The sequence below is a fragment of the Streptomyces sp. NEAU-YJ-81 genome (assembly GCF_017592595.1).
Lineage (GTDB): Bacteria > Actinomycetota > Actinomycetes > Streptomycetales > Streptomycetaceae > Streptomyces > Streptomyces hygroscopicus_B.
Genome location: NZ_JAGFNO010000004.1, coordinates 272,406 through 297,468 on the forward strand (window position 1 = coordinate 272,406; position 25,063 = coordinate 297,468).

Genomic DNA, 25,063 nt, shown 5'->3' on the forward strand with positions numbered 1-25,063 from the left:
GCTTCTCCCCCGCGTCCACGGGACCGGGAGCGCCATGTCCGATTTCCGCCAGCGCGCTTCCCCTCCCAGGGCGCACAGTGGAGGTGTGATGAGCGACGACAGCAGGTACGAGGCGGTGTGCAGCCGCGACGCACGGTTCGACGGCGAGTTCTTCTTCGGTGTCGCCACGACGGGGATCTACTGCCGGCCGAGCTGCCCCGCGACCACGCCCCGGCGCAAGAACGTCCGGTTCTTCCCGACCTCGGCCGCCGCGCAGGGCGCGGGGTTCCGGGCCTGCCGCCGCTGTCGGCCGGACGCCGTGCCCGGCTCCGCCGACTGGAACGCGCGGGCGGACGCCGTCGGCCGCGCCATGCGGATGATCGGGGATGGAGTGGTGGACCGGGAGGGAGTGGCCGGGCTCGCGGCGCGGCTCGGCTACAGCGCCCGGCAGGTGCAGCGGCAACTGACCGCCGAGCTCGGCGCCGGGCCGGTCGCGCTCGCCCGCGCGCAGCGCGCCCACACCGCGCGGATCCTGCTGCAGACCACTGCCCTGCGGGCCTCGGAGATCGCGTTCGCGGCCGGGTTCTCCAGCGTCCGGCAGTTCAATGACACGCTCCGCGAGATATACGCCGCCACCCCCACCGAGCTGCGTGCCGCCCGGCCCGCGAAGTCCTCCCTGTCCGGGCCCGCGGTGGCCACCGGCGGGGTGCTGGGGACAAATGGCGGGACGGCCGGGGTGCCGCTGCGGCTCGCCTACCGTGGTCCGTACGACACCACGCAGGTCTTCGACTATCTCGCCCGGCGCGCCCTCACCGGCCTGGAGGAGATGGTGGGCGCCCCGGGCGCCCGGACCTACCGCCGCACCCTGCGGCTGCCGCACGCCTGCGCCATCGTCGAGATCGACGAACGGCCCGGAGACGGCTGGCTGGAGTGCCGGCTGCGCCTGACCGAGCTGCGCGATCTGACCACCGCCATCCAGCGGATTCGGCGCCTGTTCGACCTGGACGCCGATCCGTACGCGGTCGCCGAGCGCCTCGGCGCCAACGCCGCGCTCGCGCCCCTGGTGGGCGCACGGCCGGGACTGCGTTCCCCGGGCACCGCCGACCCCCATGAACTCGCCGTGCGCGCCGTGCTCGGCCAGCAGGTCTCGGTGGCCGCCGGGCGCGTGCTGGGCGATGCGCTGGTCGCCGCGTACGGGAAGCCCCTGGCGCGGCCCGACGGCGGGCTCACGCATCTCTTCCCGCGCGCGGAGGACCTGGCCGAGGCGCCGCTCGCGGAGCTCGGCATGCCGGAGAGCCGACGCGCCACGCTGCGCACGCTCGCCACCGCGCTCGCGGACGGCACGGTGCGGCTGGACGCCGGCGCCGACCGCGACCGGGCCGAGAAGGAACTCCTGGGGCTGCGCGGCATCGGTCCCTGGACGGCCGGCTACGTCCGGATGCGGGCGCTGAGCGACCCCGATGTGCTGTTGGAGTCGGATGTCGCCGTACTGGCCGGGGCTCGCGGCGCCGGGGCGCATCTGGAGGACTCCGAGGGCTGGCGCCCCTGGCGCTCGTACGCCATGCACCACCTATGGAACGCCCCGCGAGCCCGGCCCCAGTGAGCGCCCCCGAACGGAACCGCGCCCACCAAGTCGTCGGTGCGTCGGTGTGGGTGGCGGTGGCGGTGGTGACGTACGTGCGGGGCAGGACGGCGTACCGCATGCGCGCCGGGCCATCCCGCCACCGGGCCGGTGAGCGGGCTCAGCGGACCGCCAGGTCGCGGACCCTGCGCAGCCCGGCGGTGACATCGGCGAGGGTCGCGCAGTCTCCCACCGCCGCCCCCGCGGGCAGGACGAGGTCCGTCGGCGGGCGGCGGGCGGCGACGGCGTCGGCCAGGTCGGACAGCGCGGCCCGCAGCCGGGCCGCGAGGGCGGGCTCGGGCTGCGGGGCGCCCTGATCGAGCCGTACGCCGCAGGCCGTGGCCGCGTCCACGATCTCCTCCAGTGCGAAGACCACCGGAGCCCATGCCGCCAGGTCCCGGCCGAACGGCGGGTGTTCGGCGCTTGCCACCTCCACCGCGCGGCGGGCGTCGGCGAGGGCGCGGTATGCCTCGCGGCGCAGCCGCAGCCGGGTGGCATACGGCGCTTCGGCGGTGAGCACCCGGTCCAGGTGGTCGCGGGTGGCGCGGACGGCGAGCGACAGCCGCACCGACACCTGGGCGCGCGGGCCGCCGAGCCCGGGCAGCGCCCCGGCGGCCAGCACCACACCGCAGGCCAGCAGCGTGTCGGTGAGCCGGGTGAACCCGGGGTCGGTGTCGCCGCCGAGGTAGACGAGGGACAGCAGCAGCGGTGTGAGCACGGCGGTCTGCAGGGCGAAGTGGCGTACGGAGACGGGGATCAGCGCGGAGCAGACCGCCGCGACGACGACCGGCCAGATGGCGGGGGCGCCCGCATCGAAGGTGACGCCCGCACCCGGGCTGAACAGCGTGGCGAGCCCACCGAAGACGGCCACGCCCACAGCCGTGCCGAGGGCTCGGGAGAGGGCCCGGGAGACCAGCGGGCCCATGTCGGGCTTGACCAGGAAGGCGGCGGTGGCGGGGAGCCAGTACCAGTGCTCGCCCGGCAGTTGCTGGGCGAGCACGGTGCTGACGCCCACGCACAGCGCCACCCGGGCAGCGTACTCCCGGCCCGCCGGGCCGAGCGCGCGGCGCAGCCGCTGCCGGTGGCCGGGGACGACCGCGCCGACGGGGGGCGCCGGTTCGCCGTCGAAGACCCGGGCGGCGAGCAGCACGGCCCGGTGCATGGCCATGTTGCCCGCGGTGTCGGGTACGGGGGCGGGCAGTCGGCCCGGTGGCAGTCCGGTCCGCACCGAGCGGGCCAGTTGGGCGGGGGTGCGTGCGATGCGGTCGGGTACCGGTTCGCTCTCCCACAGGAGGGTCAGGACGCCCTCGCTGAGTGCTCCGGCCACCGCCAGCCGGTCGCGCAGCCGCCGCTCCTCCTCGTCGAGGCGGTGGAAGGGGAGCCGGTGGGCGTAGAGGGCTTCGTACGCGACGTCGTAGGCGGCGGTCAGCCGACGCCGGGCGGCCTGGCCGCCGTCGGTGCCGACCGCCGTCATCAGGTCGGCCAGGGCGTCGTATACGGCGGCCACCGTTTCCCGTTCATCGGAGGGCGCGGTCTGGCGTGCGGGGATGACGCGTGGCAGCAGCGCGGCCATCGCGATCACCCATACGGCGCCGATGAGCAGCAGACCCGCCTTGACCGGCGGGGGCACCGGGACGGGCATGCCCGCGCCGACCACGGCGAGCACCATCAGCTGCACCCCGGCGGCGGAGCTGACCGGCCCGATGGCGCTGATCGCGCCGGAGACCAGTCCGACCGCGGCGAGTGCGAGCGCGATCCATATCCCGAGGCCCAGCGTGCCCAGCCCGGCCCCGGTCAGCAGGCCGACGGCCCCGGCGAGGGCGGGCAGGCCGATGCGCACGGTCCGGGTGGCGCGGGTGGCGGGGCGGTCGTTGATATGGGCGAACATCGCCCCCAGCCCGGCGAGCATCCCGAAGGGCAAATGTCCCGACGCCACGCCGACGGCCACCACCGGTCCCACGCCGAGGGCTCCGCGGACCACCGCCGCCCACGGTATAGGGTCCCGCAGCGCCCGCGCCCCGCGCAGGGGGTGCGTCAGCCAGTCGGGCGGTGTGGGCCGCGTGCGCAAGGATCCTCCGTGAGGTGGAAATCGTGGACCTCTTCGAACCGTACGTGAGCAATGCGGAACTTTCGTAACCTGCGTATTTCCGCCATGTGAGGCGCTGATGCCCCACCTCGCGCCACGGCGGTCCGCGACCCGGATACCCGGGTGTGACCTGGTGGTTTGGACAGCGTCCCCGGTCCGACCGGACGGCCTGCCCGGGGTGCACATGCCAGGCTCATATGTCTCGCTGCGTGGCCAGCTTCTTGCGGAGCGTGTTGTGCTGGGTACGCAGGAGAACTAGCCTCCCTTCCGCCCGTTACCGAACATTCGTCTGGTAACCGCCTTCCGTTGATCCCCCAGTGCCGGAGAACGCCATGCAGGTGACCTTGCATCAGGACAAATGCGTCGCCTCGGGGCAGTGCGTACTCGCCGCCCAGGACGTGTTCGACCAGCGGGACCAGGACGGTGTCGCCGTCCTCCTCGACGAGCGCCCACCGGCGGAACTGCACGACGACGTGCGTCAAGCGGCCGCCGTCTGCCCCGCCCTGGCCATCGCCCTGGCCGACGCGTGAACACACCGGGGAATGTCGTGGTCGTGGGCGCCTCGGTCGCGGGGCTCACCGCGGCCGTCACGCTGCGCACCCTGGGATACGACGGAAGGCTCACCCTGATCGGCGACGAGCCCCACACCCCCTACAACCGGCCGCCGTTGTCCAAGCAGATCCTGGCGGGCACCTGGGAGCCGGACCGGATCAAGCTGCGCACCGACGAGGAGCTGTCCGACCTCGACGCACGGCTGCTGTTCGGCAAGTCCGCCACCGGTCTGGACACCGCCGCCCGCCGGGTGGTGCTGGAGGGCGGCGACAGCGTCTCCTACGACGCCCTGGTCATCGCCACCGGGGTGACCCCCAACAGCCTGCCCGGCGCCCACCATCTGGCCGGGGTGCATCTGCTGCGCACCCTCGACGACGCCCTCGCGCTGCGCGCCGATCTGCGCCACAAGCCCGATGTGAAGGTGGCGGTGGTCGGCGCGGGTTTCCTCGGCTCGGAAGCCGCGGCGGCGGCCCGCAGGATGCGGTTGGACGTCACCATGATCGACCCCCGGCCGGTGCCGATGCGGCGGCAGTTCGGCGACCGGATCGCCGGTCTCGTCGGGCGGCTGCACACAAAGAACGGCGTGTCCATGCGCTGCGGCACCGGGGTACGGCGGTTCTTCGAGTCCGGCGGCCGGGTGACCGGTCTGGAGCTGACCGACGGCACGCTGCTCGACGCCGATGTCGTAGTGGTCGCCATCGGCGCCGCCCCGGCGGTCGGCTGGCTGGCCGGATCCGGACTGGAGCTGGGCAACGGTGTCGAATGCGATCCCACCTGCCGTGCCGCGCCCGGTGTCTACGCGGCCGGTGATGTCGCCTCATGGCACAACGACCACTTCGGCTGCCGGATGCGGCTGGAACACCGGCTGAACGCGACGGAACAGGCCCAGGCCGTGGCCCGCAATGTGCTCGGCGCGGGCCAACCGTTCGCCCCCGTGCCGTACTTCTGGACCGACCAGTACGACGCCCATATCCAGGCGTACGGCATATTCCCCGCGGAGGCCGAACTCGCCGTGCTCCACGGCGAGCTCGAAGGCGGCCACTTCGTCGTGGCCTACGGACACCGGGGCCGGGTGGTCGGGGTGCTCGGCTGGAACAGCCCGTGCGAGCTGCGCAAACTGCGTCAACTCGTGGTCGACCGGGCACCATGGACATCGATCCTGCCCACCCCGCCGGCGGTGTGGCCCGGCCGACACCTCTCGGCCAGTCTCCGGTGACCGCGACGTCAATTTCCGGCCATGCGCTCTCGCGACCCTGGCGGGGTGCTGCGTCGTGTTCTCGTCCAAGGTGTCGCCGTCGCTCCGGGTCACTGCCGGCTTCTCGGCCTCGCTGGGTCAGTGGCCCTGGCGGCGGGCGGGGCGGCGGCCGGAGCGCTGCCGGTGGGGGATGCCCTCACCCCTGACTCCGGGAGAGAGGCGCTCGGGCTGATCAGCACCTATTTCGGGCTGGTGCTGCTGGTCGCGGCATGGTGGCTGCTGGGACGCGAGGTGCGCGGACCGCGCCCGCCCGGCCCCCGCTCCCTGCTGCTCACGCTCGCCATCTGGGCTGCTCCGCTGCTGCCCGGGCCACCGCTGTTCAGCCGGGATGTGTACAGCTATCTCGCTCAGGGCGCCATGGTGCACGCCCGCATCGATGTCTACACCCATGGCCCCATACGGCTCGGCGGGCCGCTGGCGGACGAGGTGGCACCGGTGTGGCAGCACACCCCGACGCCGTACGGCCCGGTCTCGCTGGCCTTCGAATCCGCCGTCGCCCACGCCTCGCGCGCCGAGCCGTCCCTCGGGGTGATCGGGCTGCGGCTGATCGCGCTGCTCGGTGTGGCGGTGATGGTTCTGGCGCTGCCCATTCTGGCCCGCCGCTGCGGCACCGACCCGAGCGCCGCCCTGTGGCTGGGGGCGCTCAACCCTCTCCTGCTGCTGCATCTGGTGGGCGGGGCGCACAATGATGCCGTGATGCTCGGGCTGCTCGGGGCCGGGCTGGTGGCCGCGACGGGCCGATGGCCGGCCTGCGGCGCGGTGCTGGTCACGCTCGCCGCCCTGGTCAAGGCTCCGGCCGCGCTGGGGCTGCTGGCGGTGGCCACACTGTGGGTGCGCCGGGTGGAGGACCGCAGGCGCCGCGTCGGCGCCGTGGCGGCCACCGGGGCGCTGGCCCTGGCCACCACCGGAGTGGCGACGGCCGTCACCGGCACCGGCTACGGCTGGATCTCGGCGCTCACCACCCCGGCCTCACCGGACAACTGGGCGCTCACCAGCACCCTGGGCCGCGCCACCGGCGCCCTGCTGGAGGCCGTCGGCAGCGGGCTGGCTCCGCTGGCCGCCCCCGCGTGGCACGGTCTGGGGCTGCTGGCCACCGCCGTGGCCATAGGGGTCGCCTGGCTGCGTCCACCCCGCCCCCGGCCCGTGTACGCGCTGGGGCTGAGCCTGATAGCGGTGGCCGTGCTGGGCCCGGCGATCCGGCCCTGGTACGTGCTGTGGGGGCTGTTCGTGATCGCGGCGGCCGGGCCGGGCGGAACGGTGCGCAAGGCGGTGGTGGCCGGGAGCGGGGTGCTCACGCTGGCCGTGCTGCCCAACGGGTTCGCACCGGATTCGCGGCAGCTCACGTTCGCCGTGTGCGGGGGCGTGCTGGCGGTGTGCGCGCTGTGGTGCGTACGCCACGCGCCGGGGTTCGCCACCGGCACTCCGCTCTCCACCGTCCACAGCGGCCACCGATCGGAGCGTTCGGCATGACGGGGCCCACCACACCTCGCGGACGGCTGGTACTGTCGCTCGCCCTCACCGTGGCGGTGGGGCTCTTCCTGGCCTTCGTCCCGCTGCACCGGGACTGGTTCGACCTGAACGTCTACTACGGCGCCGTGGGCCACTGGCTGCGGGACGGCCGGATCTACGACTTCACCATCCCCGGCGCGGACGGGGCGGACTACGGCTTCACCTATCCGCCCTTCGCCGCGCTGTGCATGCTGCCGATGGCCCTGTTCGACTGGCCGGCCGCGATCACCCTGAGCATGGTGCTCAATGTGGCCGCCTCGGCCACCCTGCTGACCTGGCTGATCGGGCCGATCGTCCGCCGGCACGGCTGGAACAAGTGGTTCGCGTTCGTGGTGGCGGCCTGCCTGTTCGCGCTGCTGGAGCCGGTGCGGGACACCTTCAGCTTCGGGCAGGTCAATCTGCTGCTGCTGGTGCTGGTGTTCTTCGACGCCTGGCTGCTGTCCACGGGGCGTGGCCGGTTCGCGGGCTGCGGTATCGGGCTCGCCGCCGCCATCAAGCTCACCCCGGCGATCTTCATCGGCTATCTGCTGATCACCCGGCGGTGGCGCGCCGCCGCCACGGCCACGGCCACCGCCGCGACGGCCACCCTGCTCGCCCTGGCGGTGGCGCCGGGGGCCTCGCGGGTCTACTGGACCGAGGCGCTGTGGGACACCGACCGGATCGGTGTACTCAGTTACGTCTCCAACCAGTCGTGGGAAGGGGTGCTGGCCCGGCTGGTCGACCCGGTTCCGCCGAGCGGGGTGGTGTGGGGGCTCGGGGTGCTCGCCGTGCTGGCCGTCTGGGCGTACCGGGTGCGCTGCGCGGCGGCCGCCGGGGACGAGCGGGCCGGATTCGCGCTGACCGGAGTCGCCGCCTGTCTGATCAGCCCGATCACCTGGGTGCACCATCTGGTGTGGCTGATTCCGGCCCTGGCGGTGCTCGTCGACAGCGGGCTGCGGCCGGACGCGCCACCGGCCCGGCGCAGGCTGCTGCTCCAGGTCTGTGCGGTGGTGTACGTGCTCCTCTGCAGCAGCGTGGTGTGGCTGTGGCGGTTCGACTCCACCGGGGTGGACGGTTTCCTCGGCAGCAACGCCTACGTGTGGATCTGCCTCGGCCTGCTGATCGCGCTCCCGCTGCGCGGCGCGCGTTCCGCGAACATGCTGAGCCAAGAGCCGTATCCGGCACGTACCCCATGACCAGAGGAGTGTCCGGACCGATGCCTGACGTGATGCCGTGCCCCACGGGGCAGCCGCTGGACCAGCCCGTGGAGCAGCCCAAGGAGCGGGCGGGGCGCTGGGCCCTGCTCCGGCGGCTTCCGCTGCGCCAGATCCTGTGCCTGCTGCCGCTGCTCGTCGTCGGTTACTGGGTGGTCCAGCACCGGTCGCTGATCGGCTCCGGCGCCCGTCAGATGTTCACCGCCAATCCGTACTGGCTGCTGACGGCGGTGGCCACGACCGGGCTCGGCTGGGTGGCCGTGTCGTTCGCCCGGCAGGGCACGGTGCTGGAGCGGCTGCCGGCCAGGCGGCTGTTCGCCACCCAGTTCGCCGCGGGGGCGGCCAATCATCTGCTGCCGTCGGGGATCGGCGCGAGCGCGGTGAACATCCGGTTCATGACCGGCTGTGGGCTGCCGCCCGCCCGTTCCTCGGCGGCGCTCGCCCTGTACTTCCTGGCGGAGGCCACGACCCGGGTGGGGCTGCTGGTGGTGCTGCTCCTGGTGTTTCCCCAGGCGCTGCGGCTGGGCCCGCTGCTCCCGGAGTCGGTGAGCGGCATGGTGGTGGCCGGCGCGGTGGTGGCGGCCGGGGCGCTGGTGGCCGGGGTGGCGCTGATCCGGCCGGTGCGCCGGATCGTGGTGAGGTTTCTCCGCACCGCGATGGCCGACGCCCGGTCGCTGCACATGCGGCCGTCCAGGGCGCTGGCGCTGTGGGGTGGTTCGCTGGCGTTTCCCCTGCTGCAGGCGGCGGGGCTGGTGGCGGTCGCGCTGGCGCTGGAGCTCGAGGTGCGGCCGGCGCATGTGATGCTCGCGTATCTGGCCGCCACGGCGGTGGCCGCCGTCGTCCCCTCCCCCGGTGGTATCGGCTCGGTCGACGCGGCGCTGGTCATCGCGCTGGTCGCGGCGGGGGCGCCGGTCGAGGCGGCCACGTCCACGGTGCTGGCGTACCGCTTCATCACGGTGTGGCTGCCGCTGATCCCCGGGGCGCTGGTGCTGGGCGGGCTGGTGCGCTCGAAGATCGTCTGACCCGGCGGGGTCAGGGCCGGCGCAGGGTGAGGACGTCGTCGGGCCGGACGTCGATATGCGAGCCGAGGCCGGACCCGGCCCGGTCGAGGGTCGCGCCCAGCCATGCTGCGTCCTCGTGGCCGGTGTGCTCCAGCCGCATCCGCCGTGACCGCAGGGGCACCATGCGCAGGCTCATCAGGCGGCCGGTGTCCGGGTCCACCTCGGGGAAGTAGAGCAGCCGCAGATCGTCACGGTACCGCTCGTAGCCGCCGATGCCCTCGTAGTCGTCGACCATGTCGCCGCAGCCGTAGAGGATCAGCTTGCCGCGGTACACCTCCAGTGGGCGGGGGTGGTGGGAGGAGTGGCCGTGGACGAGGTCGACACCGCCGTCGATCAGGGCGTGGGCGAAGTGGATCTGGTCCGGTGAGACGCCGTATCCCCAGTTGCCGCCCCAGTGGACCGAGGCGACGGCGATATCGCCGGGGTGGCTGAGCTGCCGTACGCGGTCGGTGATCGCGGCCGCGCGGGCGTCGGAGAGATCGGGCAGGAAGTCGACCCCGGGCCGGTCCCCGGTCGCGGCCCACCGGCCCGGAATGCCACTGGAGGCCGCGCCGAATGAGAACACCAGCACCCGGCGGTGGTCACCGGCCGGGACGACGGCGGGGCGTCGTGCGGCGGCCGCGTCACGGCCCGCCCCGGCCACCCGGAGTCCGGCCGCCGCCAGGGTGTCGAGCGTCTCCTCCAGCCCGCGCCGGCCGCCGTCGAGCACATGGTTGTTGGCCAGGACGCAGACGTCCGGCCGGACGGCGGTCAGGCACGGGAGGTTGTCCGGGCTCATCCGGTAGTGGACGTCCTTCCCCGGGGCGAACTCATCGCTGCGGGTGACACTCGTCTCCAGGTTGAGCACCCGCACATCGGGTGCCGCCTCGTCCAGTACCGCCAGGGCGTCGCCCCAGGGCCAGCAGAAGTCGACCGGGCGCGGGATCGGGCCGTTCGCCTCCTCGGCCAGCTCGACATAGGCCCGGGAGTCGCGGATGAAGGGCTCGTGGAGCTCCGGGTCGCCGGGGTGCGGCAGGATCTGGTCCACACCGCGGGCGAGCATCACATCGCCGCAGAGGAACAGCGTCACCGCCGTGCCACGCATATCTCAACGATCGCATAGCCCGCCATGAGTGACCGTGGCCACGGCGGGGACCCGGCGGTGTGGACGCACAGGGAGGTGCGGCGGATGAACAGAGCGGAGACGAGCGAGAGCCCGCTGCGGCCCCGGGATCTGGAGGAGGCCGCGGCCCGGCTGTCGGAGCAGGCGGACCGGCTGCGGTCGCAGCTCGCCCGGACGGAGGAGGCCGCATCCGCGTTGCGCGCGGACTGCGATCTCGACGCGGGGGACACCGGCGCGAAAGCCATGACGCTCCGGGAGCTGCGCACGCGTGCGGAGGCGGATGAGGTCCTGCTGGAGCGGACCGCCGCGGCGCTCGACCGGCTGCGCGCCGGATCCTTCGGGATCTGCACGCGATGCGGCCGGCCTCAGGGCCGGGAGCGGTCGCTGGCCCTGCCCCACGCGGAGCTGTGCGTCGTATGCGCCGAGGAGCGGGAGGCCGGACCGGGCGGATGAGGCGCGCACCGCTCACGGTGTCCCCGCTCACAGCCTCCCCGCTCACCGCGGCTGGGCACGGGGCGGTGGTCGCCGGGGCAGTGGCCGCCACCGGGAGCGCGGTCGCCGGAGGCGTGGGCGCTACGCGGCACGCGCGCCGACCTCCTCGCCCAGGCGGGCGCAGGTGCGGCTGATGAGCCGGGAGACATGCATCTGGGAGATGCCGAGCCGGTCGGCGATCCGGCTCTGGGTCTCGTCGCAGAAGAACCGCAGGTAGAGGATCTCCCGTTCGCGCTCGGGGAGCCTGCGCAGACAGGGCTTGAGGGATTCGCGCTGGACCACCCGCTCGTAGGAGGACTCGGTGGAGCCGAGGGTGTCCACCAGCGCGTAGCCGTCGTCCGCGCCGCGCAGTGCGGCGTCCAGCGACAGCGTACGGAAGCTCTCGAGCGCCTCCATGCCGACGAGGACGTCCTCCTCGGCCATGCCGGTGTGCCGGGCGATGTCCCTGACGCTGGGCGAACGGTCGTCCGGTGAACGGGTCAGCTCCTGGACGGCGGTACGGACCCGGTTGCGCAGCTCCTGGACCCGGCGCGGCACGTGCAGGCCCCACATATGGTCGCGGAAGTGCCGCTTGACCTCGCCGACGACGGTCGGGACGGCGTAGCTCTCGAAGGCCGAACCCCGGTCCGGCTCATAGCGCTTGACCGCCTTGACCAGACCGACCATGGCCACCTGCCGCAGATCCTCGGGCGTTTCACCGCGGTTGCGGTACTGCGAGGCGATGCGCTCGGCCATCGGCATCCAGGCCCGGACGACTTCCTTCCGCAGGGCCTCCTTCTCCGAGCCGTCCGGCAGTTCGGCGATCCGGCGGAACGCGCCGGAGGTGTCGGGGGCGTCGTCGTGCGTGTGCTTGGGGTGTGCTCGGGGATGTGCTTGTACGGCCGTCATGAGCCGGTGCCTCCCTTGGCTGTTGTCGGTGTCACCACAGGAGGACATTCCAGACAACTCGGGCGACCGTGAACACGCCTTGCCCAGCCGGGCTGTTCCCGTGGCGTGCCTCCGGTCCGAAGCACACTGCTCGCGTGCCCGTCCTCGGCCCCGCGAAACGGAGTTCGCCCCGGCGGATACCGGCTCATCCGATGCGTCATGCGTCACAACAGCCCGGAAGGCGCTGGCAGGAGCCGACGGAAGCGTGCGCGGGGGCGGCGGCAGAGTTTCGGCCCGCGATCAAGATTTACGGAGGCTTTCCCGCCGTTTCGCCCATTTGCCGTTGTCCGTACCGTCCCGGCGGAACAGACTGCACCGATTCCGCTACTTCCCCTCGAACGCCATAGAAAACCGGAGCGCCATGACCTCCTTCGATCGTCGACGATTCATGCAACTGGCCGGGGCCGGTGCGGCCACCTCCCTGCTCTCCGCCAGCATCGCGCGCGCCGCGGAGATACCCGCCAACCGCCGGACCGGAAGTCTGCGGGACATCGAGCACATCGTGGTACTGATGCAGGAAAACCGTTCCTTCGACCACTACTTCGGCAGCCTACGCGGGGTGCGGGGATTCGGCGATCCGCGGCCGGTGCGGCTGCCAGGCGGCAAGCCGGTGTGGCACCAGTCGGACGGTTCCAAGGAGGTCCTGCCGTTCCGGCCCGAGGTGAACGACCTCGGACTGCAGTTCCTCCAGGACCTGCCGCACGGCTGGGGCGACGGCCATGTCGCGTTCAACGACGGCGCGTACGACAAGTGGATCCCCTCGAAGTCGGCCACCACCATGGCGTATCTGACGCGTGAGGACATCCCCTTCCACTACGCGCTGGCCGACGCCTTCACCATCTGCGACGCCTACCACTGTTCGTTCATCGGCTCCACGGACCCCAACCGCTACTACCTGTGGTCCGGTTACACGGGCAACGACGGCAAGGGCGGCGGCCCGGTGCTGGACAACGCGGAGGCCGGCTACAGCTGGACCACCTACCCCGAGCGCCTGGAGCAGGCCGGGATCTCCTGGAAGATCTACCAGGACATCGGCGACGGGCTGGACGCGGACGGCGGCTGGGGCTGGATCGACGACGCCTACCGCGGCAACTACGGCGACAACTCCCTGCTCTTCTTCAACCAGTACCGCAACGCCTCGCCCGGCGACCCGCTCTACGACAAGGCCCGCACCGGCACCAACGCCAAGAACGGCGATGGTTTCTTCGACATCCTGCGGGCCGATGTGAAGGCCGGGAAGCTGCCCCAGGTCTCCTGGATCGCGGCGCCCGAAGCCTTCACCGAGCACCCCAACTGGCCCGCCAACTACGGCGCCTGGTACATCGCGCAGGTGCTGGACGCGCTCACCTCCAACCCCGAGGTGTGGAGCAAGACCGCGCTGCTCATCACCTACGACGAGAACGACGGCTTCTTCGACCACGTGATGCCGCCGTACGCGCCCGGCGACAAGCGGGGCGGCTCGACCGTGGACACCACCGGGGAGCTGTTCCCCGGCTCCTCCTCGCAGCCCGCGGGCCCGTACGGGCTGGGGCAGCGGGTGCCGATGCTCGTGGTGTCGCCGTGGAGCAAGGGCGGCTGGGTGTGCTCGCAGACGCTGGACCACACCTCGGTCATCCGGCTCATGGAGCGGCGCTTCGGCGTCGAGGAGCCGAACATCTCGCCGTGGCGGCGGGCGGTGTCCGGCGACCTGACCGCGGCCTTCGACTTCTCCCGGACCGATGTGAAGGTCCCGGCCATGCCGGACACCAGCGGCTACCGGCCCAAGGACAACGAGCGGCACCCCGACTACGTCCCGGCGCCGCCGGAGCACTCCTCGCTGCCCCGGCAGGAGCCCGGGCTGCGCCGTGCCCGGCCGCTGCCGTACGAGCTGTCGGCCGATGCCTCGACCGCCGCCGACGGCGGCCTGCGCGTCGACTTCGTCAACCACGGCCGGGGCGCCGGGGCGCACTTCCATGTGACCTCCGCGAGCCATGCGGGCGGGCCGTGGGGCTACACCGTCGAGGCGGGCAAGCGGCTGTCCGGCAGTTGGCAGCGCTCCTCGGCGGACAAGGGCGCCTATGACTTCCAGGTGCACGGTCCGGCCGGTTTCCTGCGCCACTTCACCGGCCACGCCACCGGCACGGGCCCCGAGGTGAGCGCCCGTCACGACCGGTCGACCGGGGAGGTCAGGCTGACCCTCGTCAACCAGGGCGACGCGACGGTGCGGCTCACCGTCACGGACGGCTACGAGGAGGAGAAGCCGGTGCACTACCGGCTCCGGCCGGGGGCGCGGGTGGTGCACACCGTGCGCACCGGGCGTAGCCACCAGTGGTACGACCTGTCGGTGGTCTCCGACCACGACAGCGGCTATCTGCGCCGGCTGGCCGGGCATGTGGAGACCGGCCGTGCGGGGATGAGCGACCCCGCGCTCTCGGCGGACTGAACCACCGCCACCGGCCCCTCGTCGCGCGCCCGCCCGGCGGCTCCCCGCCGGGCGGGCGCGCGGTGTGTCTCCCCGCCGCGTACGGCCCTCGTAGCCCTCGTACGCCGCCAACGGGCCCTCGTAGCCCTCGTACGCCGCCAACGGGGCCTCCTAGACCTCGTACGGTCCTCATGCGCCGCGTACGGCTCTCGTGCGGCCCCGCGGGCGGGCCCCGGGCCGTCAGTGCCGGGTGCCCGAGGCACGGGTACGGAAGCCGGCCGGGGTCTCGCCCGCCCGGCGGCGGAAGAACTTGGTGAAGACGGTGGCGTCCGGGAAACCGAGCCGCTCGCCGATGGCCGTGGCGGACAGATCGGTGTGCACCAGCAGCCGCTTCGCCTCGAGCAGCACCCGGTCGTCGATGAACCGCTTGGCGCCGCATCCGGCGGTGGCGCGGGTGGCACGGGTCAGGGTGCGGACGCTGTAGCCCAGCCGGGCCGCGTAGTCCTCGACCCGGTGGGTGCGGGTGTAGTCGCGCTCCACGGCCTGCTGGAAGCGGCGGAACGCCTCGCTGACCGCCGTGTCCCCGCTCCGGGCGCCGGGCAGATGGGCCAGCCGCAGCACGAGCACCGCGACAAGATGGCGTACCACCTCGACATGCGCCTCCAGCGGCCCGGACACCGTCCGGTACTCGCCCTCCAGCAGGTCCAGTACGCCACGGACGGCCTCGGCGTCGGCGCCTTCGGGAACCACCAGCGGGGACCGCGACGCGGGCCGGTCCAGCCGGGCGACCGCGGCGGTGGCGGTGCCGAGATAGCCGGGCGGGAAGAGCACGGCGGCGCCCTCCGCGGCGCCGAGCGGGGAGCGGAACTGGTGGATCTGCCCGGGGCGCGCCCACATCCAGCCGCCCTCGGTCAGCTCGTGCTCGGTGAAGTCCACCGAGCAGCGCAGCATCCCGGAGCGCACGGTGATCAGCTGGTGGAAGGCGAGCCGCATCGGGGCGTGAACATCGAGGCCATGGCTCCGGGCGCGGGAGGCCAGCCCGGGGAAATCCAGGACGGCCGCTCCCGGCGGGGCTCCCACGGAGGGCCGGAACGGAACCTCGGTGACATCACGGTGTCCGTTTCTGTCCATAGCGCGTCCTCAGTGTACGACTGGTGTGCCCTGGTCCGCATCTAGCGTGGAGTGCGTTGCGATGAACGGGTGACCGAAAGAGTCCCCGGATCACCGCGTCCCCTTCCACCGACCGCAGCCGAGGGAGCGCGCCACCGTGCGATTGATCGTGGGCATGACAGGAGCAACGGGTGCCGTGTTCGGCGTCCGTCTGCTGGAGACGCTGGCCGAGCTGCCCGGGGTGGAGACCCATCTGGTGCTCAGCCGCTGGGCGCGCACCACGATCGAGCTGGAGACCGGCCGCTCCGCCCGCGAGGTGGCCGAGCTCGCCGAGGTGACGCACTCCCCCGAGGACCAGGGCGCCACCATCTCCTCCGGCTCCTTCCGCACCGACGGCATGATCATCGCGCCATGCTCGATGAAAACCCTCGCCGGGATCCGCGCCGGATACGCCGACGGTCTGGTGGGGCGCGCCGCGGACGTGGTCCTCAAGGAGCGGCGCAGGCTCGTGCTCGTACCGAGGGAGACCCCGCTCAGCGAGATCCACCTCGAGAACATGCTGGCGCTCTCCCGGATGGGCGTGCGGATGGTCCCGCCCATGCCCGCCTTCTACAACCACCCACGGTCGGTGGACGACATCGTCGACCACCTCACGGCCCGCCTCCTCGACCAGTTCGACCTGCCCGCACCCGCCGCCAAGCGGTGGGAGGGCATGCGCGCCGCCCGCGGCCCGAAGCCCACCGCCGCCGATTCCTCCGCCGCCTGATTTCCCCCCACCCCCACTTGGAGTTCCCATGGCCTACGACGACTTCCGCGGCTTTCTCGACGCCCTCCGGAAGGAGGGTCAGCTGCTGCACATCGCCGACGAGGTGATGCCGGAGCCGGACATCGCCGCCGCCGCGAACGCCGCCCCGCGCCTGGGCGGCCACGCCCCCGCCCTGTACTTCGACAACGTCAAGGGCTTCACCGACGCGCGGATCGCACTGAATGTGCACGGCTCCTGGGCCAATCACGCGCTCGCGCTCGGCCTGCCCAAGGAGACCGGCACCAGGGAGCAGGTCGAGGAGTTCATCCGCCGCTGGGACACCTTCCCGGTCGCCCCCGAGTGGCGCGAGAACCCGATGTGGGCCGAGAACACCCTGGAGGGCGAGGACGCCGACATCTTCCGGGTGCTTCCGCTGATCCGGCTCAACGACGGCGACGGCGGCTTCTACATCGACAAGGCGGCCGTGGTCTCCAAGGACCCGGCCGACCCCGAGCACAGCGGCAAGCAGAACGTCGGCATCTACCGCATCGAGGTCAAGGGCAGGCGCACGCTCGCCATCCAGCCGGTGCCGATGCATGACATCGCCCAGCATCTGCACACCGCCGAGGAGCGGGGCGAGGACCTGCCCGTGGCCATCACGCTCGGCAATGAGCCGGTGATCTCCATCGTGGCGTCCACCCCGATGGAGTACGAGCAGAACGAGTACGAGCTGGCCGGCGCCCTGCGTGGCGCTCCCGCCCCGCTCTCCCGGGCCCCGCTCACCGGGCTGCCCGTGCCGTGGGGCAGCGAGGTGGTCATCGAGGGCGTCATCGAGGGCCGCAAGCGGGAGATCGAGGGGCCGTTCGGCGAGTTCACCGGCCACTACTCCGGCGGCCGGAACATGCCCGTCATCCGCATCGACCGGATCTCGTACCGCACCGACCCGATCTTCGAACACCTCTACCTCGGCATGCCGTGGACCGAGGTGGACTATCTGATCGCCGCCAACACCTGTGTGCCGCTGTACAAGCAACTGCGCCGCGACTTCCCGGAGGTTCAGGCGGTCAACGCGATGTACACCCACGGGCTGGTCGTCATCGTGTCCACCAAGAAGCGCTACGGCGGTTTCGCCAAGGCCGTCGGCATGCGGGTGCTGACCACTCCGCACGGCCTCGGCTACGCGGCCACCGTGATCGTGGTGGACGAGGACGTCGACCCGTTCAACCTCCCCCAGGTGATGTGGGCGCTGTCCACGAAGATGAACCCGGCCGGCGATCTGATCCAGATCCCCAATCTGTCGGTGCTGGAACTGGCCCCGCAGGCCGTCACGCCCGGTATCACCGACAAGCTCATCATCGACGCCACCACCCCCGTCGCCCCCGACCGCCGCGGCACCTACGGCACCCAGGTGCGCGATCTGCCCGAGACGGCCGAGTGGCTGGCCCGGCTGCAGAGGCTCACCGCCGCCCGCTGACCACACCACCCCACACCACGGAAGGACTTCGGATGTCCGACACCATGCCCCTGTGCCCGCGCTGTGCCCACGAGACGATCGAGCACATCACCGGCTCCCCCGTCCCGGGCGTCTGGGAGGTGCTCCAGTGCGGGCGGTGCCTGTACATGTGGCGCACCACCGAGCCCGCACGGCGCACCCGGCGCGACGCCTACCCCGAGGAGTTCATGCTGACGCCCGAGGACATCGGCACCGCGCCGGAGGTCCCGGCCGTTCCGCCGCTGCGCATGCCCGGCGCCGGGGCGGCTACCAGGTGATGGGGAGTTCGTAGACTCCGTAGATCACCGCGTCGTACTTGAAGGGGATGTCCGCCAGGTCCGTCGCCATCCGCAGGGTGGGGACGCGGCGGAGGAGGGTGGGGTAGACCACCTGGAGTTCCATCCGGGCCAGCGGCTGGCCGAGGCAGTGATGGGTGCCCACGCCGAACGCCTGGTGGTGGCGGGCGTCCCGGCCGATGTCCAGCCGGTCCGGCTCGGGGAAGACGGCCGGGTCCCGGTTGGCCAGTTCGCCGAGGAGGATCACCCCTTCGCCGGCCCGGATAGTCCGGTCGGCGATCTCGATGTCCTCCAGCGCCGTCCGGCGGCGTCCGAGGTGGACGACGCTGAGGAAGCGCAGGAGTTCCTCCACCGCGGAGGCGATCACCTTGGGGTCGTCGGCCTCGCGGACGCGGGCGAGCTGTTCGGGGTGCTGGAGCAGCAGCAGCGTCCCCATGGTGATCATGTTGGCGGTGGTCTCGTGTCCGCCGAGGAGCAGCAGCACGCCCATCGCGGCGGCCTCGCGGCGGGTCAGCTCGCCCGCCGCGATCTGCCGGCCGAGGCCGGAAAGCAGGTCGTCACCCGGCTTGGCGACCTTCTCCCCCACCAACTGGTCCAGGTATTCGTACAGGTTGGTGTGCGCGGCGCTCCGCTCCTCGGGCGTGGCCACGGCGGAGACGAGGACCTTGCTGTTCGTCTGGAAGAACGCGTGGTCCTCGTACGGGACGCCCAGCATCTCGGAGATCACCAGCGAGGGAAGCGGCAGTGCGAGCGCCTGGACCAGATCGGCCGGTTTCGGCCCGGCCAGCATGCGGGTGATGAAGTCGTCCACCATCTCCTGTACGACGGGGCGCATCGCCTCGACCCGCTTGATGGTGAAGGCGCCGCTGACCATGCGGCGCAGCCGGGCGTGTTCCGGATCGTCCATGCCGACGAAGCTGAGGTCGGTGGCCTCCCGTTTGCCGCCCGTATGCGGAACGGGGCTCGGAAAGCCGGGGTGGGAGAAGTCGGCGCTGAGCCGGGGGTCGGAGAGCAGGGTCTTCTGCTCGGCGTGGCCGGTCACCACCCAGGGGGTGCTGTCGTTCCAGGACCGGACCCGGGTCAGCGGGCCCCACTGCGCCAGGCCGCGCAGCTCCGGGGACGGGTCGAAGGGGCAGGACGCGGCGCGCGGCTGGGGGAAGGCGGGGATCTCGGCCGGCGCGTCGCCGGTCACGGGCGAGGTGGTCATGGGTTGGTCCGGGCCTCCTTGGCTGGGGAACGGGGGGTGACGGGGGCGAGGAGCAGGCCGGTGATGGCGTCGGTCAGCGCGCCGGCCGTGTCATCCCAGGACGGCTGGCGCGTACTGGTCCCCTCGGCGAGGGCGCGCTCCCGTTCGGCGCAGGTGTGCGTGATCAACTGGCGGGCCATGTCGCCGCGTTCGGCCCGCACCTCGGCGGGCAGCGCGTCCAGGCAGCGGCCCAGGCCGTAGAGGGTCCCCCGCAGCGGTTCCCGGGTGAGGGCCTCGTCGGTGACGATCGCCCGCAGCAGGGGGTCGGTCATCACCTGGACGGCGAACCGGGCGTACCAGGAGGGGAGGCCGAGGGTGGCCAGGTGCTCGGGGGCGGGGCGCACCAGGCAGGCGACCCAGTCCCGGACCTCCCGGCTGCCGCGGGTCTCCTCCAGCATCCGCTGCCGGATCCGCTCGATCGCCTCGGAGTGCTTGCCCATGATGGCGCGCACCAGATCCGCCCGGGTGCCGAAGTGATAGCCGACCGCGGCGACATTGCCCTGTCCGGCCGCCTCGCTGATCTGACGGTTCGACACCGCGACCAGGCCGTGCTCGGCGTAGAGCCGTTCCGCGGCGGCCATGATGGCTTCGCGGGTCTCGGTGGAGCGGACGGTGCGTGCTTCGGGCACCGTGGCCTCCCGTCTCGATCGTTCCGGTGAGCGCTGCCGCCGCCACTTTAAAACACTCGAATTAAACAAGCAACCCACAGAGACATCGGATCTGTCATCGACTGCCTTTCAGGCGATAGAAGCAACTAAGCGAGAAATATCCCCTAGTCTCTCGGCCACACCTCCAGCCATTCCCTCCCCAAGCGTTGACCCCATCCGATGTTTCTCCTACGTTGCGGTCGAATCCCAACCGGGGAGGCTGTAGATGAGATCCGCGCTCAGGCGCATATCCGTGGTCGCCGCCGTAGCGGCGGTCCTAACCGCGCTGCCGGGCGCCGCATCGGCCGAAGGACGGCACCAGGGGCGCACGTTTCACGTCGCCACCTGGGGTGCCGACCGCGACAGCGGCAGCTCGCTCCATCCGTTCCGCACCATCGGCCGCTGCACCGAACAGGTCCGGCCCGGGGACACCTGTCTGATCCACCACGGCCGCTACCAGGAGCGCGTCGCCCCGCCCTCGGGCACGAAGGACGCTCCGATCACGCTCGCCGCGTACGGCGACGGCGCGGTCACGGTGGACGGGACGAGGACCGTCACCGGCTGGCGGGACGCGGGCGGCGGTCTGGTGGCCGCCGATGTGGACCTCCCGCTCGACCGCAGCGAGAACGCGCTGTTCCTGGACGGCGAGCGCGCCATGGAGGGTCGCTGGCCCAACTCCGGCCCCGATCCGCTCAATCCGTCCTGGGCGGTGGCCGAGCGCTCCTCCACCGATCAGCACATCGACGACCCGGAGCTGCCGGACGGCGACTTCACCGGCGCCACCGTCCATCTGTGGGCCGGTTCCAACCCGTGGAGCCAGCAGACCGGCACGGTGACCGCCACCAAGGCCGGGGCGCTGGACTTCACCGGTGGCAACTACCGCTGCACCCCGCTGTGCATGGGCGACCAGAACTACCGCAACTACTACCTGGTGGGCGCCAAGGCCACGCTCGACCAGCCCGGTGAGTGGTACTACGACAAGGACGCGGGCCGCCTCTATCTGGTCCCGCCCAAGGGCGGCGTCGCGGGCCACACCGTGACCGCGAAGCACGAGAGCTGGGGCGTGGACCTCTCGCACAGCTCGCATGTCACCGTGCGCGGCCTCGACCTGTGGGGCACCTCGCTGCGCACCGGCGCCGACAGCACCGGTGTGCTGATCAAGGGGGTGCGGGCGCGCTACATCTCGGAGTTCTCCACGCTCCCCATGCCGCGCGACGACGAGTTGGCCATCCCGCCCGGCGAGGGACACATCGTCGCCTCGCGGGTGCTGAACTCCGGTGTCCAGATCCTCGGCAACGGCAACACCCTGCGCGACAGCGACATCGGCTACTCCGCCGGCACAGGGGTGCTGTTGCGCGGCAGCGGCAACACCGTCAGCGGCAACTACATCCACGACGTGGGGTGGATGGGCAGCTACACCCCCGGTATCGAGATCAACGGCAGCGGCCAGACCGTCACCCACAACACCATCCGCCGTACCGGCCGCGCGAGCATCGACACCGCCTGGCAGTTGAACGGCGTGCCCTTCCACGACAACCGGATCGCCTACAACGACCTCTCCGAGGCGATGCGCACCTCACGTGACGGCAGCCCGTTCTATGTCTGTTGCAACCTGGACGCCAAGGGCACCAGTGTCGACCACAACACCGTCCATGACGCGGACGGCCAGGTCGGCTACTACATCGACAACTCCTCCAGCCAGTTCCTGCTGCACCACAACGTGGCGTACAACACCGGCGCCCGTGGCACCTTCTACAACGGCCACAGCGGGGTCAGCCTCGGCAACCGCGACCACCACTCCTCCTACGGGCCCGGGGTGACCACCGCCGTACGGCTGAGCGGGGCGACCGACGCCACGGGGACGTATGTGAGCAATGACGTGGCGCTCGGACCGATGGAGATCTCCGGCCCCGGCGATCCGGCCCCGGTGGTACGGAACAACCTGCTGCCGCCCACAGATCCGCGCTACACCGACGCGCGCAACGGCGAGTTGTGGCCGCGCGCGGGCTCCCCCGCCATCGACGCGGGTGAGACCGTCGACGGGGTGACCGGCGAGGTCCGGGGCGACGGGCCCGACCAGGGCGCGTATGAATACGGGGCGCCCATCTGGTCGTCCGGCTGCCGGCTGCCGGGCTGCGAGACCCGGGTCCGGGGCGGCGGCTGGAAGGCCACCGCCTCAGGGGGCGCCGATGCCTCGGCCGCCGTCGACGGGGTCCAGACCACCCAGTGGAAGGGGAGTGCTCCCCAGTCCTCCGGTCAGTCGCTCACCGTCGATCTGGGCACCGCGAAGACCTTCGGCCGGGTGGCGATCGACGCGGGGATGGATGCCACCGGGCACCCTTATGGCTTCACCGTCTCGGTCAGCCGCGACGGTGACCACTGGGGCACGCCGGTGGCCCGGGTCAGTGGCCGCTCCTTCACCCAGGACGCGGTCTTCCCGCAGCACACCGCTCGTTATCTGCGGATCGAGCTGACGGCGCCGGGCGAGAACCCCTGGGCGGTGAACGAGATCCGGCTCTACGCCGACGGCCCCGACGCGGCCGCCACCTTGCAGGCGGAGCGCGCCGAGGTGGTCCGGGGCGCCGAGCGCGGCGAGGCGGCCACCTCGGTCCTGGGGCAGGGGGACGCGATCGGCTTCCGGGGCGTGCGGTTCGGTGCGGGCGCGGACACGCTGACGGTGCGGCTGGCATCCGGCGGCTGCGGGGACTGCGCCCTGCGGCTGCGCCTGGACTCCCCGGACGGACCGGTGGCGGCCACGCTTCCGGTGCGCGGGACCGGCGGCACGAACAGCTGGCGGGAGCTTTCGGTACGTCTCCCCCGCACGGTGACCGGCTCCCATGACGTCTATCTCGTCGCCACGGGCGGCCACCGGGTGGCCGCCGTCGACTGGCTGACGCTGCGTCAGGCGAGCTAGACGCGCCAGATGTGTTAGAAGGGACGAGGTGGGGGCGTGGCCGCTCCCTGGCGCACCGCGCGCCCCACCTCCGTCCGCAGCCCGATGAACTCCGGCAGCCCCCGGGTGGCGATCTGATCGCGGTCGGCGGGCAGCGCCACCGGCAGATCCGCCCGCACCCGGCCCGGCCCCGGAGCCAGCACCACCACCCGGTCCGCCACATAGACACTTTCGTCGATGTCATGGGTGACCAGCACAGTCGTCATCCCCTGGGCCCGGTGCAACCGCAGCAGCAGATCCTCCAGATCCTCCCGCGTCTGGGCGTCCAGCGCGCCGAACGGCTCGTCCATCAGCAGCAGCGCGGGCCGGGCGGCCAGGGCGCGGGCGAGGGCGACGCGCTGCTGCATTCCGCCCGATAGCTGCCAGGGGTGGCGGCGGGCGGCGTCGGCCAGACCCACCTGCTCCAGCATGGCCACCGCCGCCGCATGGCGCTCCGCGCGAGGCAGTCCGCGCCGCCGCAGCGGAAGGGCCACGTTCTCCCGTACCGTAAGCCAGGGGAAGAGGGAGCGGCTGTAGTCCTGGAAGACGACACCGAGCCGGTCCGGGACGCCGTCCACCACCTCCCCGTCCAGGGTGATCCGCCCGGCGGAGGGGCGGACGAGGCCCGCGACACAGCGCAGCAGAGTGGACTTGCCGCAGCCGGAAGGGCCGACGAGGGTGAGCAACTGTCCCTCGGGGACGGTGAGTTCGATGCCCTGGAGCACATCGGGGCCGTCGCCGTAGCGATGGCTGAGGTGGTCGATCCGCAGCATGTCCGCCTCACCGGGCCCAGGGCTCGTACGCCGGGGAGTCGTCGGCGGGGACCCGGATCTGGAGCAGCACCGGGCCGTCGTCACGGCCGAGAGCGAGGGCCCGGTCGAGGGCCTTGGGAAGCTCGTCGGGCCGCTCCACCAGGTCGGCCGGGCAGCCGAAGGCCCCGGCGAGCGCGGCGAAGTCGATGCCGCCGATCTCGGTGCCCGGCACCGGTGTGATGCCGATGCGGCGGCCCAGCGCCTTGACCGCGCCGTAGCCGCCGTTGTCGAGCAGGAGGTAGGTCACCGGGGCGCGGTGCCGGGCGGCGGTCCACAGGGCCTGCACCGAGTAGAGCGCCGAGCCGTCGCCGACCACGCACACCACCCGTTCGCCGTCCGCGAGGGCGCGTCCGACCGCGAGCGGCAGCCCCCAGCCCAGCGCACCGCTGCCGGTGGTGAGGAAGCGGCCCGCGCCGCTGATGGGGAGGCGGGCGTGGAGGGCGTCGCGGTGGCTGGGGGTCTCCTCCACCAGCACGGTGTCCCGGGGCAGCCGCTCGCGGAGCAGCTCCATCACCAGCTCGGGGGAGATCTCCTCGGCCGAGGCGGGCAGCGGCTCGGGGGCGGGCCGCACCTTTGGCGCGGGCCGATCGGAGGGCTGGACGAGGTCGGTGAGGGTGCGCAGGGCGGGGCGGAGGGTGGTGACGATGCTGGTGCCCACGGGGAGCCACGCGGCCTGCGCGGGGTCGCAGTCGAGGTGGTACAGCTCGGTGCCGTCGGCGAGCGGCGGGCCCTCGGTGTGCACATGGTAGGTGAACAGCGGGGCGCCGAGGGCGACCACCAGATCGTAGGGGGCCAGCCGCTCCGCCAGCTGGTCGGCGACGGGCGGCAGAAAGCCCTGGAAGAGCGGGTGGCGTTCGTCGAAGCCGGAGCGTCCGGAGAGCGGGCTGATCCACACCGCGGCCCGCAGCCGCTCGGCCAGTTCGGCCACTTCGCGTACGGCGTGCTCGTCGTCCACGCCGGGCCCGGCGACCAGCGCGGGGCGGGCCGCCGCGTCGAGCGCGCGGGCGAGACCGGCCAGCGCGCCGGGGTCGGCGGTGTAGCCGCCGTGGACGGTGCGCGGGGCGACCGGCTCGGCGGGGCGGTCCCAGTCGTCCTCCGGTACGGAGAGGAAGACCGGGCCCCGGGGGTGGCTCATGGCGACGCGGTGGGCCTCGGCGAGCGCGGCGGGCACATCGGCGGCCCGCTCCGGCTGCCTGCTGAACTTCACGTACGGGCGCGGGAACCGGGCCGGTTCGTCGGCGCCGAGGAAGGGCCGCAGCGGGAGCAGCGCACGGGACTGCTGGCCCGCGATGATCACCACCGGCACCCGGTCCCGGTAGGCGTTGAACACCGCGCCCAGGGAGTGGCCGACACCCCCGGCGGAGTGCAGGCTGACCAGCGCCGCCCGCCCGGTGCCCAGGGCGTGGCCCGCGGCCATGGCGACGGCGGTCGACTCCTGCAGTCCGAGCACATAGCGGAAGTCCTCGGGCCAGTCGCGGAACATCCGCAGTTCGGTGGAGCCGGGGTTGCCGAAGACGGTCGTCATGCCGGTGGCGCGGCACAGTGCCAGCACCGCGTCGCGGACCGTGGTGGTCGGTGGGTGGGCGGGGGGCGCGGCCATGGGGC

General features: G+C 72.5%; 20 protein-coding genes. 12 read left to right on the plus strand and 8 right to left on the minus strand.

Translation table 11 applies throughout. The annotated features are described in order from the left end of the window. Positions 1-88: 88 nt before the first annotated feature. A complete protein-coding gene (locus tag J5X86_RS12415; RefSeq protein WP_208516798.1) occupies positions 89-1,582 on the plus strand; it encodes an AlkA N-terminal domain-containing protein in 1,494 nt (497 codons plus the stop codon). 139 nt (positions 1,583-1,721) lie between these two features. Here J5X86_RS12415 and J5X86_RS12420 read toward each other — a convergent pair whose 3' ends face one another. Continuing rightward, complete coding sequence (locus J5X86_RS12420) at positions 1,722-3,668, minus strand: FUSC family protein (RefSeq protein WP_208516799.1); 1,947 nt, start codon at positions 3,666-3,668, stop codon at positions 1,722-1,724. Between the two features lie 350 nt (positions 3,669-4,018). Between J5X86_RS12420 and J5X86_RS12425 the strand changes: the two genes are divergently transcribed. The 5 genes from J5X86_RS12425 to J5X86_RS12445 are packed head-to-tail and all read left to right on the plus strand — an operon-like array spanning position 4,019 to position 9,217. Continuing rightward, positions 4,019-4,216 (plus strand): ferredoxin, encoded by a 198-nt coding sequence (locus tag J5X86_RS12425; RefSeq protein WP_078638382.1) that lies wholly within the window; start codon positions 4,019-4,021, stop codon positions 4,214-4,216. Further along, positions 4,213-5,454, plus strand: coding sequence for an NAD(P)/FAD-dependent oxidoreductase (locus tag J5X86_RS12430; protein WP_208516800.1), 1,242 nt, complete (start codon positions 4,213-4,215; stop codon positions 5,452-5,454). The genes J5X86_RS12425 and J5X86_RS12430 overlap by 4 nt, the downstream gene beginning before the upstream one ends. Positions 5,455-5,475: 21 nt before the next feature. After that, on the plus strand, positions 5,476-6,963 hold the full coding sequence (gene mptB, locus J5X86_RS12435; protein WP_374229245.1) for a polyprenol phosphomannose-dependent alpha 1,6 mannosyltransferase MptB: 1,488 nt from the start codon (positions 5,476-5,478) through the stop codon (positions 6,961-6,963). Next, positions 6,960-8,177, plus strand: coding sequence for a glycosyltransferase 87 family protein (locus J5X86_RS12440; RefSeq protein WP_208516802.1), 1,218 nt, complete (start codon positions 6,960-6,962; stop codon positions 8,175-8,177). The genes mptB and J5X86_RS12440 overlap by 4 nt, the downstream gene beginning before the upstream one ends. Positions 8,178-8,197: 20 nt before the next feature. Next, positions 8,198-9,217 (plus strand): lysylphosphatidylglycerol synthase transmembrane domain-containing protein, encoded by a 1,020-nt coding sequence (locus J5X86_RS12445; protein WP_243980151.1) that lies wholly within the window; start codon positions 8,198-8,200, stop codon positions 9,215-9,217. Between the two features lie 10 nt (positions 9,218-9,227). Here the strand turns inward: J5X86_RS12445 and J5X86_RS12450 are convergent, their stop codons facing one another. Beyond that, positions 9,228-10,340, minus strand: a complete 1,113-nt coding sequence (locus J5X86_RS12450) for a CapA family protein (RefSeq protein WP_208516803.1) — start codon at positions 10,338-10,340, stop codon at positions 9,228-9,230. An 84-nt stretch (positions 10,341-10,424) separates the two neighbouring features. Between J5X86_RS12450 and J5X86_RS12455 the strand changes: the two genes are divergently transcribed. After that, positions 10,425-10,811 (plus strand): TraR/DksA C4-type zinc finger protein, encoded by a 387-nt coding sequence (locus J5X86_RS12455; RefSeq protein WP_208516804.1) that lies wholly within the window; start codon positions 10,425-10,427, stop codon positions 10,809-10,811. A gap of 120 nt (positions 10,812-10,931) precedes the next feature. On the opposite strand, the gene J5X86_RS12460 is transcribed toward J5X86_RS12455, so the two are convergent. After that, on the minus strand, positions 10,932-11,738 hold the full coding sequence (locus J5X86_RS12460) for a SigB/SigF/SigG family RNA polymerase sigma factor (RefSeq protein WP_208516805.1): 807 nt from the start codon (positions 11,736-11,738) through the stop codon (positions 10,932-10,934). Positions 11,739-12,138: 400 nt separating this feature from the next. Between J5X86_RS12460 and J5X86_RS12465 the strand changes: the two genes are divergently transcribed. Next, positions 12,139-14,199 carry a phosphocholine-specific phospholipase C gene (locus J5X86_RS12465; RefSeq protein WP_208516806.1) on the plus strand — a complete coding sequence of 687 codons (2,061 nt, stop codon included), beginning with the start codon at positions 12,139-12,141 and terminating at the stop codon, positions 14,197-14,199. 219 nt (positions 14,200-14,418) lie between these two features. Here J5X86_RS12465 and J5X86_RS12470 read toward each other — a convergent pair whose 3' ends face one another. Then, entirely contained in the window at positions 14,419-15,309 is an 891-nt protein-coding gene (locus tag J5X86_RS12470; protein ID WP_208516807.1) for an AraC family transcriptional regulator, read from the minus strand. A 136-nt stretch (positions 15,310-15,445) separates the two neighbouring features. Between J5X86_RS12470 and J5X86_RS12475 the strand changes: the two genes are divergently transcribed. The 3 genes from J5X86_RS12475 to J5X86_RS12485 are packed head-to-tail and all read left to right on the plus strand — an operon-like array spanning position 15,446 to position 17,803. Next, positions 15,446-16,054: a non-oxidative hydroxyarylic acid decarboxylases subunit B gene (locus tag J5X86_RS12475; protein WP_208516808.1), complete on the plus strand. Its 609-nt coding sequence runs from the start codon at positions 15,446-15,448 to the stop codon at positions 16,052-16,054. Positions 16,055-16,082: 28 nt separating this feature from the next. Continuing rightward, positions 16,083-17,507, plus strand: a complete 1,425-nt coding sequence (locus J5X86_RS12480) for a non-oxidative hydroxyarylic acid decarboxylases subunit C (RefSeq protein ID WP_208516809.1) — start codon at positions 16,083-16,085, stop codon at positions 17,505-17,507. Positions 17,508-17,539: 32 nt separating this feature from the next. Then, entirely contained in the window at positions 17,540-17,803 is a 264-nt protein-coding gene (locus J5X86_RS12485; RefSeq protein ID WP_014058059.1) for a non-oxidative hydroxyarylic acid decarboxylases subunit D, read from the plus strand. On the opposite strand, the gene J5X86_RS12490 is transcribed toward J5X86_RS12485, so the two are convergent. Both J5X86_RS12490 and J5X86_RS12495 read right to left on the minus strand, forming a co-directional pair. Beyond that, on the minus strand, positions 17,793-19,028 hold the full coding sequence (locus J5X86_RS12490; RefSeq protein ID WP_208516810.1) for a cytochrome P450: 1,236 nt from the start codon (positions 19,026-19,028) through the stop codon (positions 17,793-17,795). The two genes, J5X86_RS12485 and J5X86_RS12490, sit on opposite strands and share 11 nt — an antisense overlap. Beyond that, entirely contained in the window at positions 19,025-19,648 is a 624-nt protein-coding gene (locus J5X86_RS12495) for a TetR/AcrR family transcriptional regulator (protein WP_243980275.1), read from the minus strand. The genes J5X86_RS12490 and J5X86_RS12495 overlap by 4 nt, the downstream gene beginning before the upstream one ends. A 292-nt stretch (positions 19,649-19,940) precedes the next feature. On the opposite strand from J5X86_RS12495, the gene J5X86_RS12500 reads away from it, so the two are divergent. After that, complete coding sequence (locus tag J5X86_RS12500; protein ID WP_208516812.1) at positions 19,941-22,628, plus strand: carbohydrate-binding protein; 2,688 nt, start codon at positions 19,941-19,943, stop codon at positions 22,626-22,628. 14 nt (positions 22,629-22,642) lie between these two features. On the opposite strand, the gene J5X86_RS12505 is transcribed toward J5X86_RS12500, so the two are convergent. Both J5X86_RS12505 and mdlC read right to left on the minus strand, forming a co-directional pair. Next, complete coding sequence (locus J5X86_RS12505) at positions 22,643-23,419, minus strand: ABC transporter ATP-binding protein (RefSeq protein ID WP_208516813.1); 777 nt, start codon at positions 23,417-23,419, stop codon at positions 22,643-22,645. 7 nt (positions 23,420-23,426) lie between these two features. Continuing rightward, positions 23,427-25,058, minus strand: a complete 1,632-nt coding sequence (gene mdlC / locus J5X86_RS12510; RefSeq protein WP_208516814.1) for a benzoylformate decarboxylase — start codon at positions 25,056-25,058, stop codon at positions 23,427-23,429. Between the last annotated feature and the right edge of the window lie 5 nt (positions 25,059-25,063).

What these genes read in the sequence shown, in the direction of transcription:
- J5X86_RS12415 (WP_208516798.1), top strand. Translation starts at nt 89, where the DNA reads ATGAGCGACGACAGCAGGTACGAGGCGGTGTGCAGCCGCGACGCACGG.
- J5X86_RS12425 (WP_078638382.1), top strand. Translation starts at nt 4,019, where the DNA reads ATGCAGGTGACCTTGCATCAGGACAAATGCGTCGCCTCGGGGCAGTGC.
- mptB (WP_374229245.1), top strand. Translation starts at nt 5,476, where the DNA reads ATGCGCTCTCGCGACCCTGGCGGGGTGCTGCGTCGTGTTCTCGTCCAA.
- J5X86_RS12440 (WP_208516802.1), top strand. Translation starts at nt 6,960, where the DNA reads ATGACGGGGCCCACCACACCTCGCGGACGGCTGGTACTGTCGCTCGCC.
- J5X86_RS12445 (WP_243980151.1), top strand. Translation starts at nt 8,198, where the DNA reads ATGCCTGACGTGATGCCGTGCCCCACGGGGCAGCCGCTGGACCAGCCC.
- J5X86_RS12450 (WP_208516803.1), bottom strand. Translation starts at nt 10,340, where the DNA reads ATGCGTGGCACGGCGGTGACGCTGTTCCTCTGCGGCGATGTGATGCTC.
- J5X86_RS12455 (WP_208516804.1), top strand. Translation starts at nt 10,425, where the DNA reads ATGAACAGAGCGGAGACGAGCGAGAGCCCGCTGCGGCCCCGGGATCTG.
- J5X86_RS12460 (WP_208516805.1), bottom strand. Translation starts at nt 11,738, where the DNA reads ATGACGGCCGTACAAGCACATCCCCGAGCACACCCCAAGCACACGCAC.
- J5X86_RS12465 (WP_208516806.1), top strand. Translation starts at nt 12,139, where the DNA reads ATGACCTCCTTCGATCGTCGACGATTCATGCAACTGGCCGGGGCCGGT.
- J5X86_RS12470 (WP_208516807.1), bottom strand. Translation starts at nt 15,309, where the DNA reads ATGGACAGAAACGGACACCGTGATGTCACCGAGGTTCCGTTCCGGCCC.
- J5X86_RS12480 (WP_208516809.1), top strand. Translation starts at nt 16,083, where the DNA reads ATGGCCTACGACGACTTCCGCGGCTTTCTCGACGCCCTCCGGAAGGAG.
- J5X86_RS12485 (WP_014058059.1), top strand. Translation starts at nt 17,540, where the DNA reads ATGTCCGACACCATGCCCCTGTGCCCGCGCTGTGCCCACGAGACGATC.
- J5X86_RS12490 (WP_208516810.1), bottom strand. Translation starts at nt 19,028, where the DNA reads ATGACCACCTCGCCCGTGACCGGCGACGCGCCGGCCGAGATCCCCGCC.
- J5X86_RS12495 (WP_243980275.1), bottom strand. Translation starts at nt 19,648, where the DNA reads ATGGCCGCCGCGGAACGGCTCTACGCCGAGCACGGCCTGGTCGCGGTG.
- J5X86_RS12500 (WP_208516812.1), top strand. Translation starts at nt 19,941, where the DNA reads ATGAGATCCGCGCTCAGGCGCATATCCGTGGTCGCCGCCGTAGCGGCG.
- J5X86_RS12505 (WP_208516813.1), bottom strand. Translation starts at nt 23,419, where the DNA reads ATGCTGCGGATCGACCACCTCAGCCATCGCTACGGCGACGGCCCCGAT.
- mdlC (WP_208516814.1), bottom strand. Translation starts at nt 25,058, where the DNA reads ATGGCCGCGCCCCCCGCCCACCCACCGACCACCACGGTCCGCGACGCG.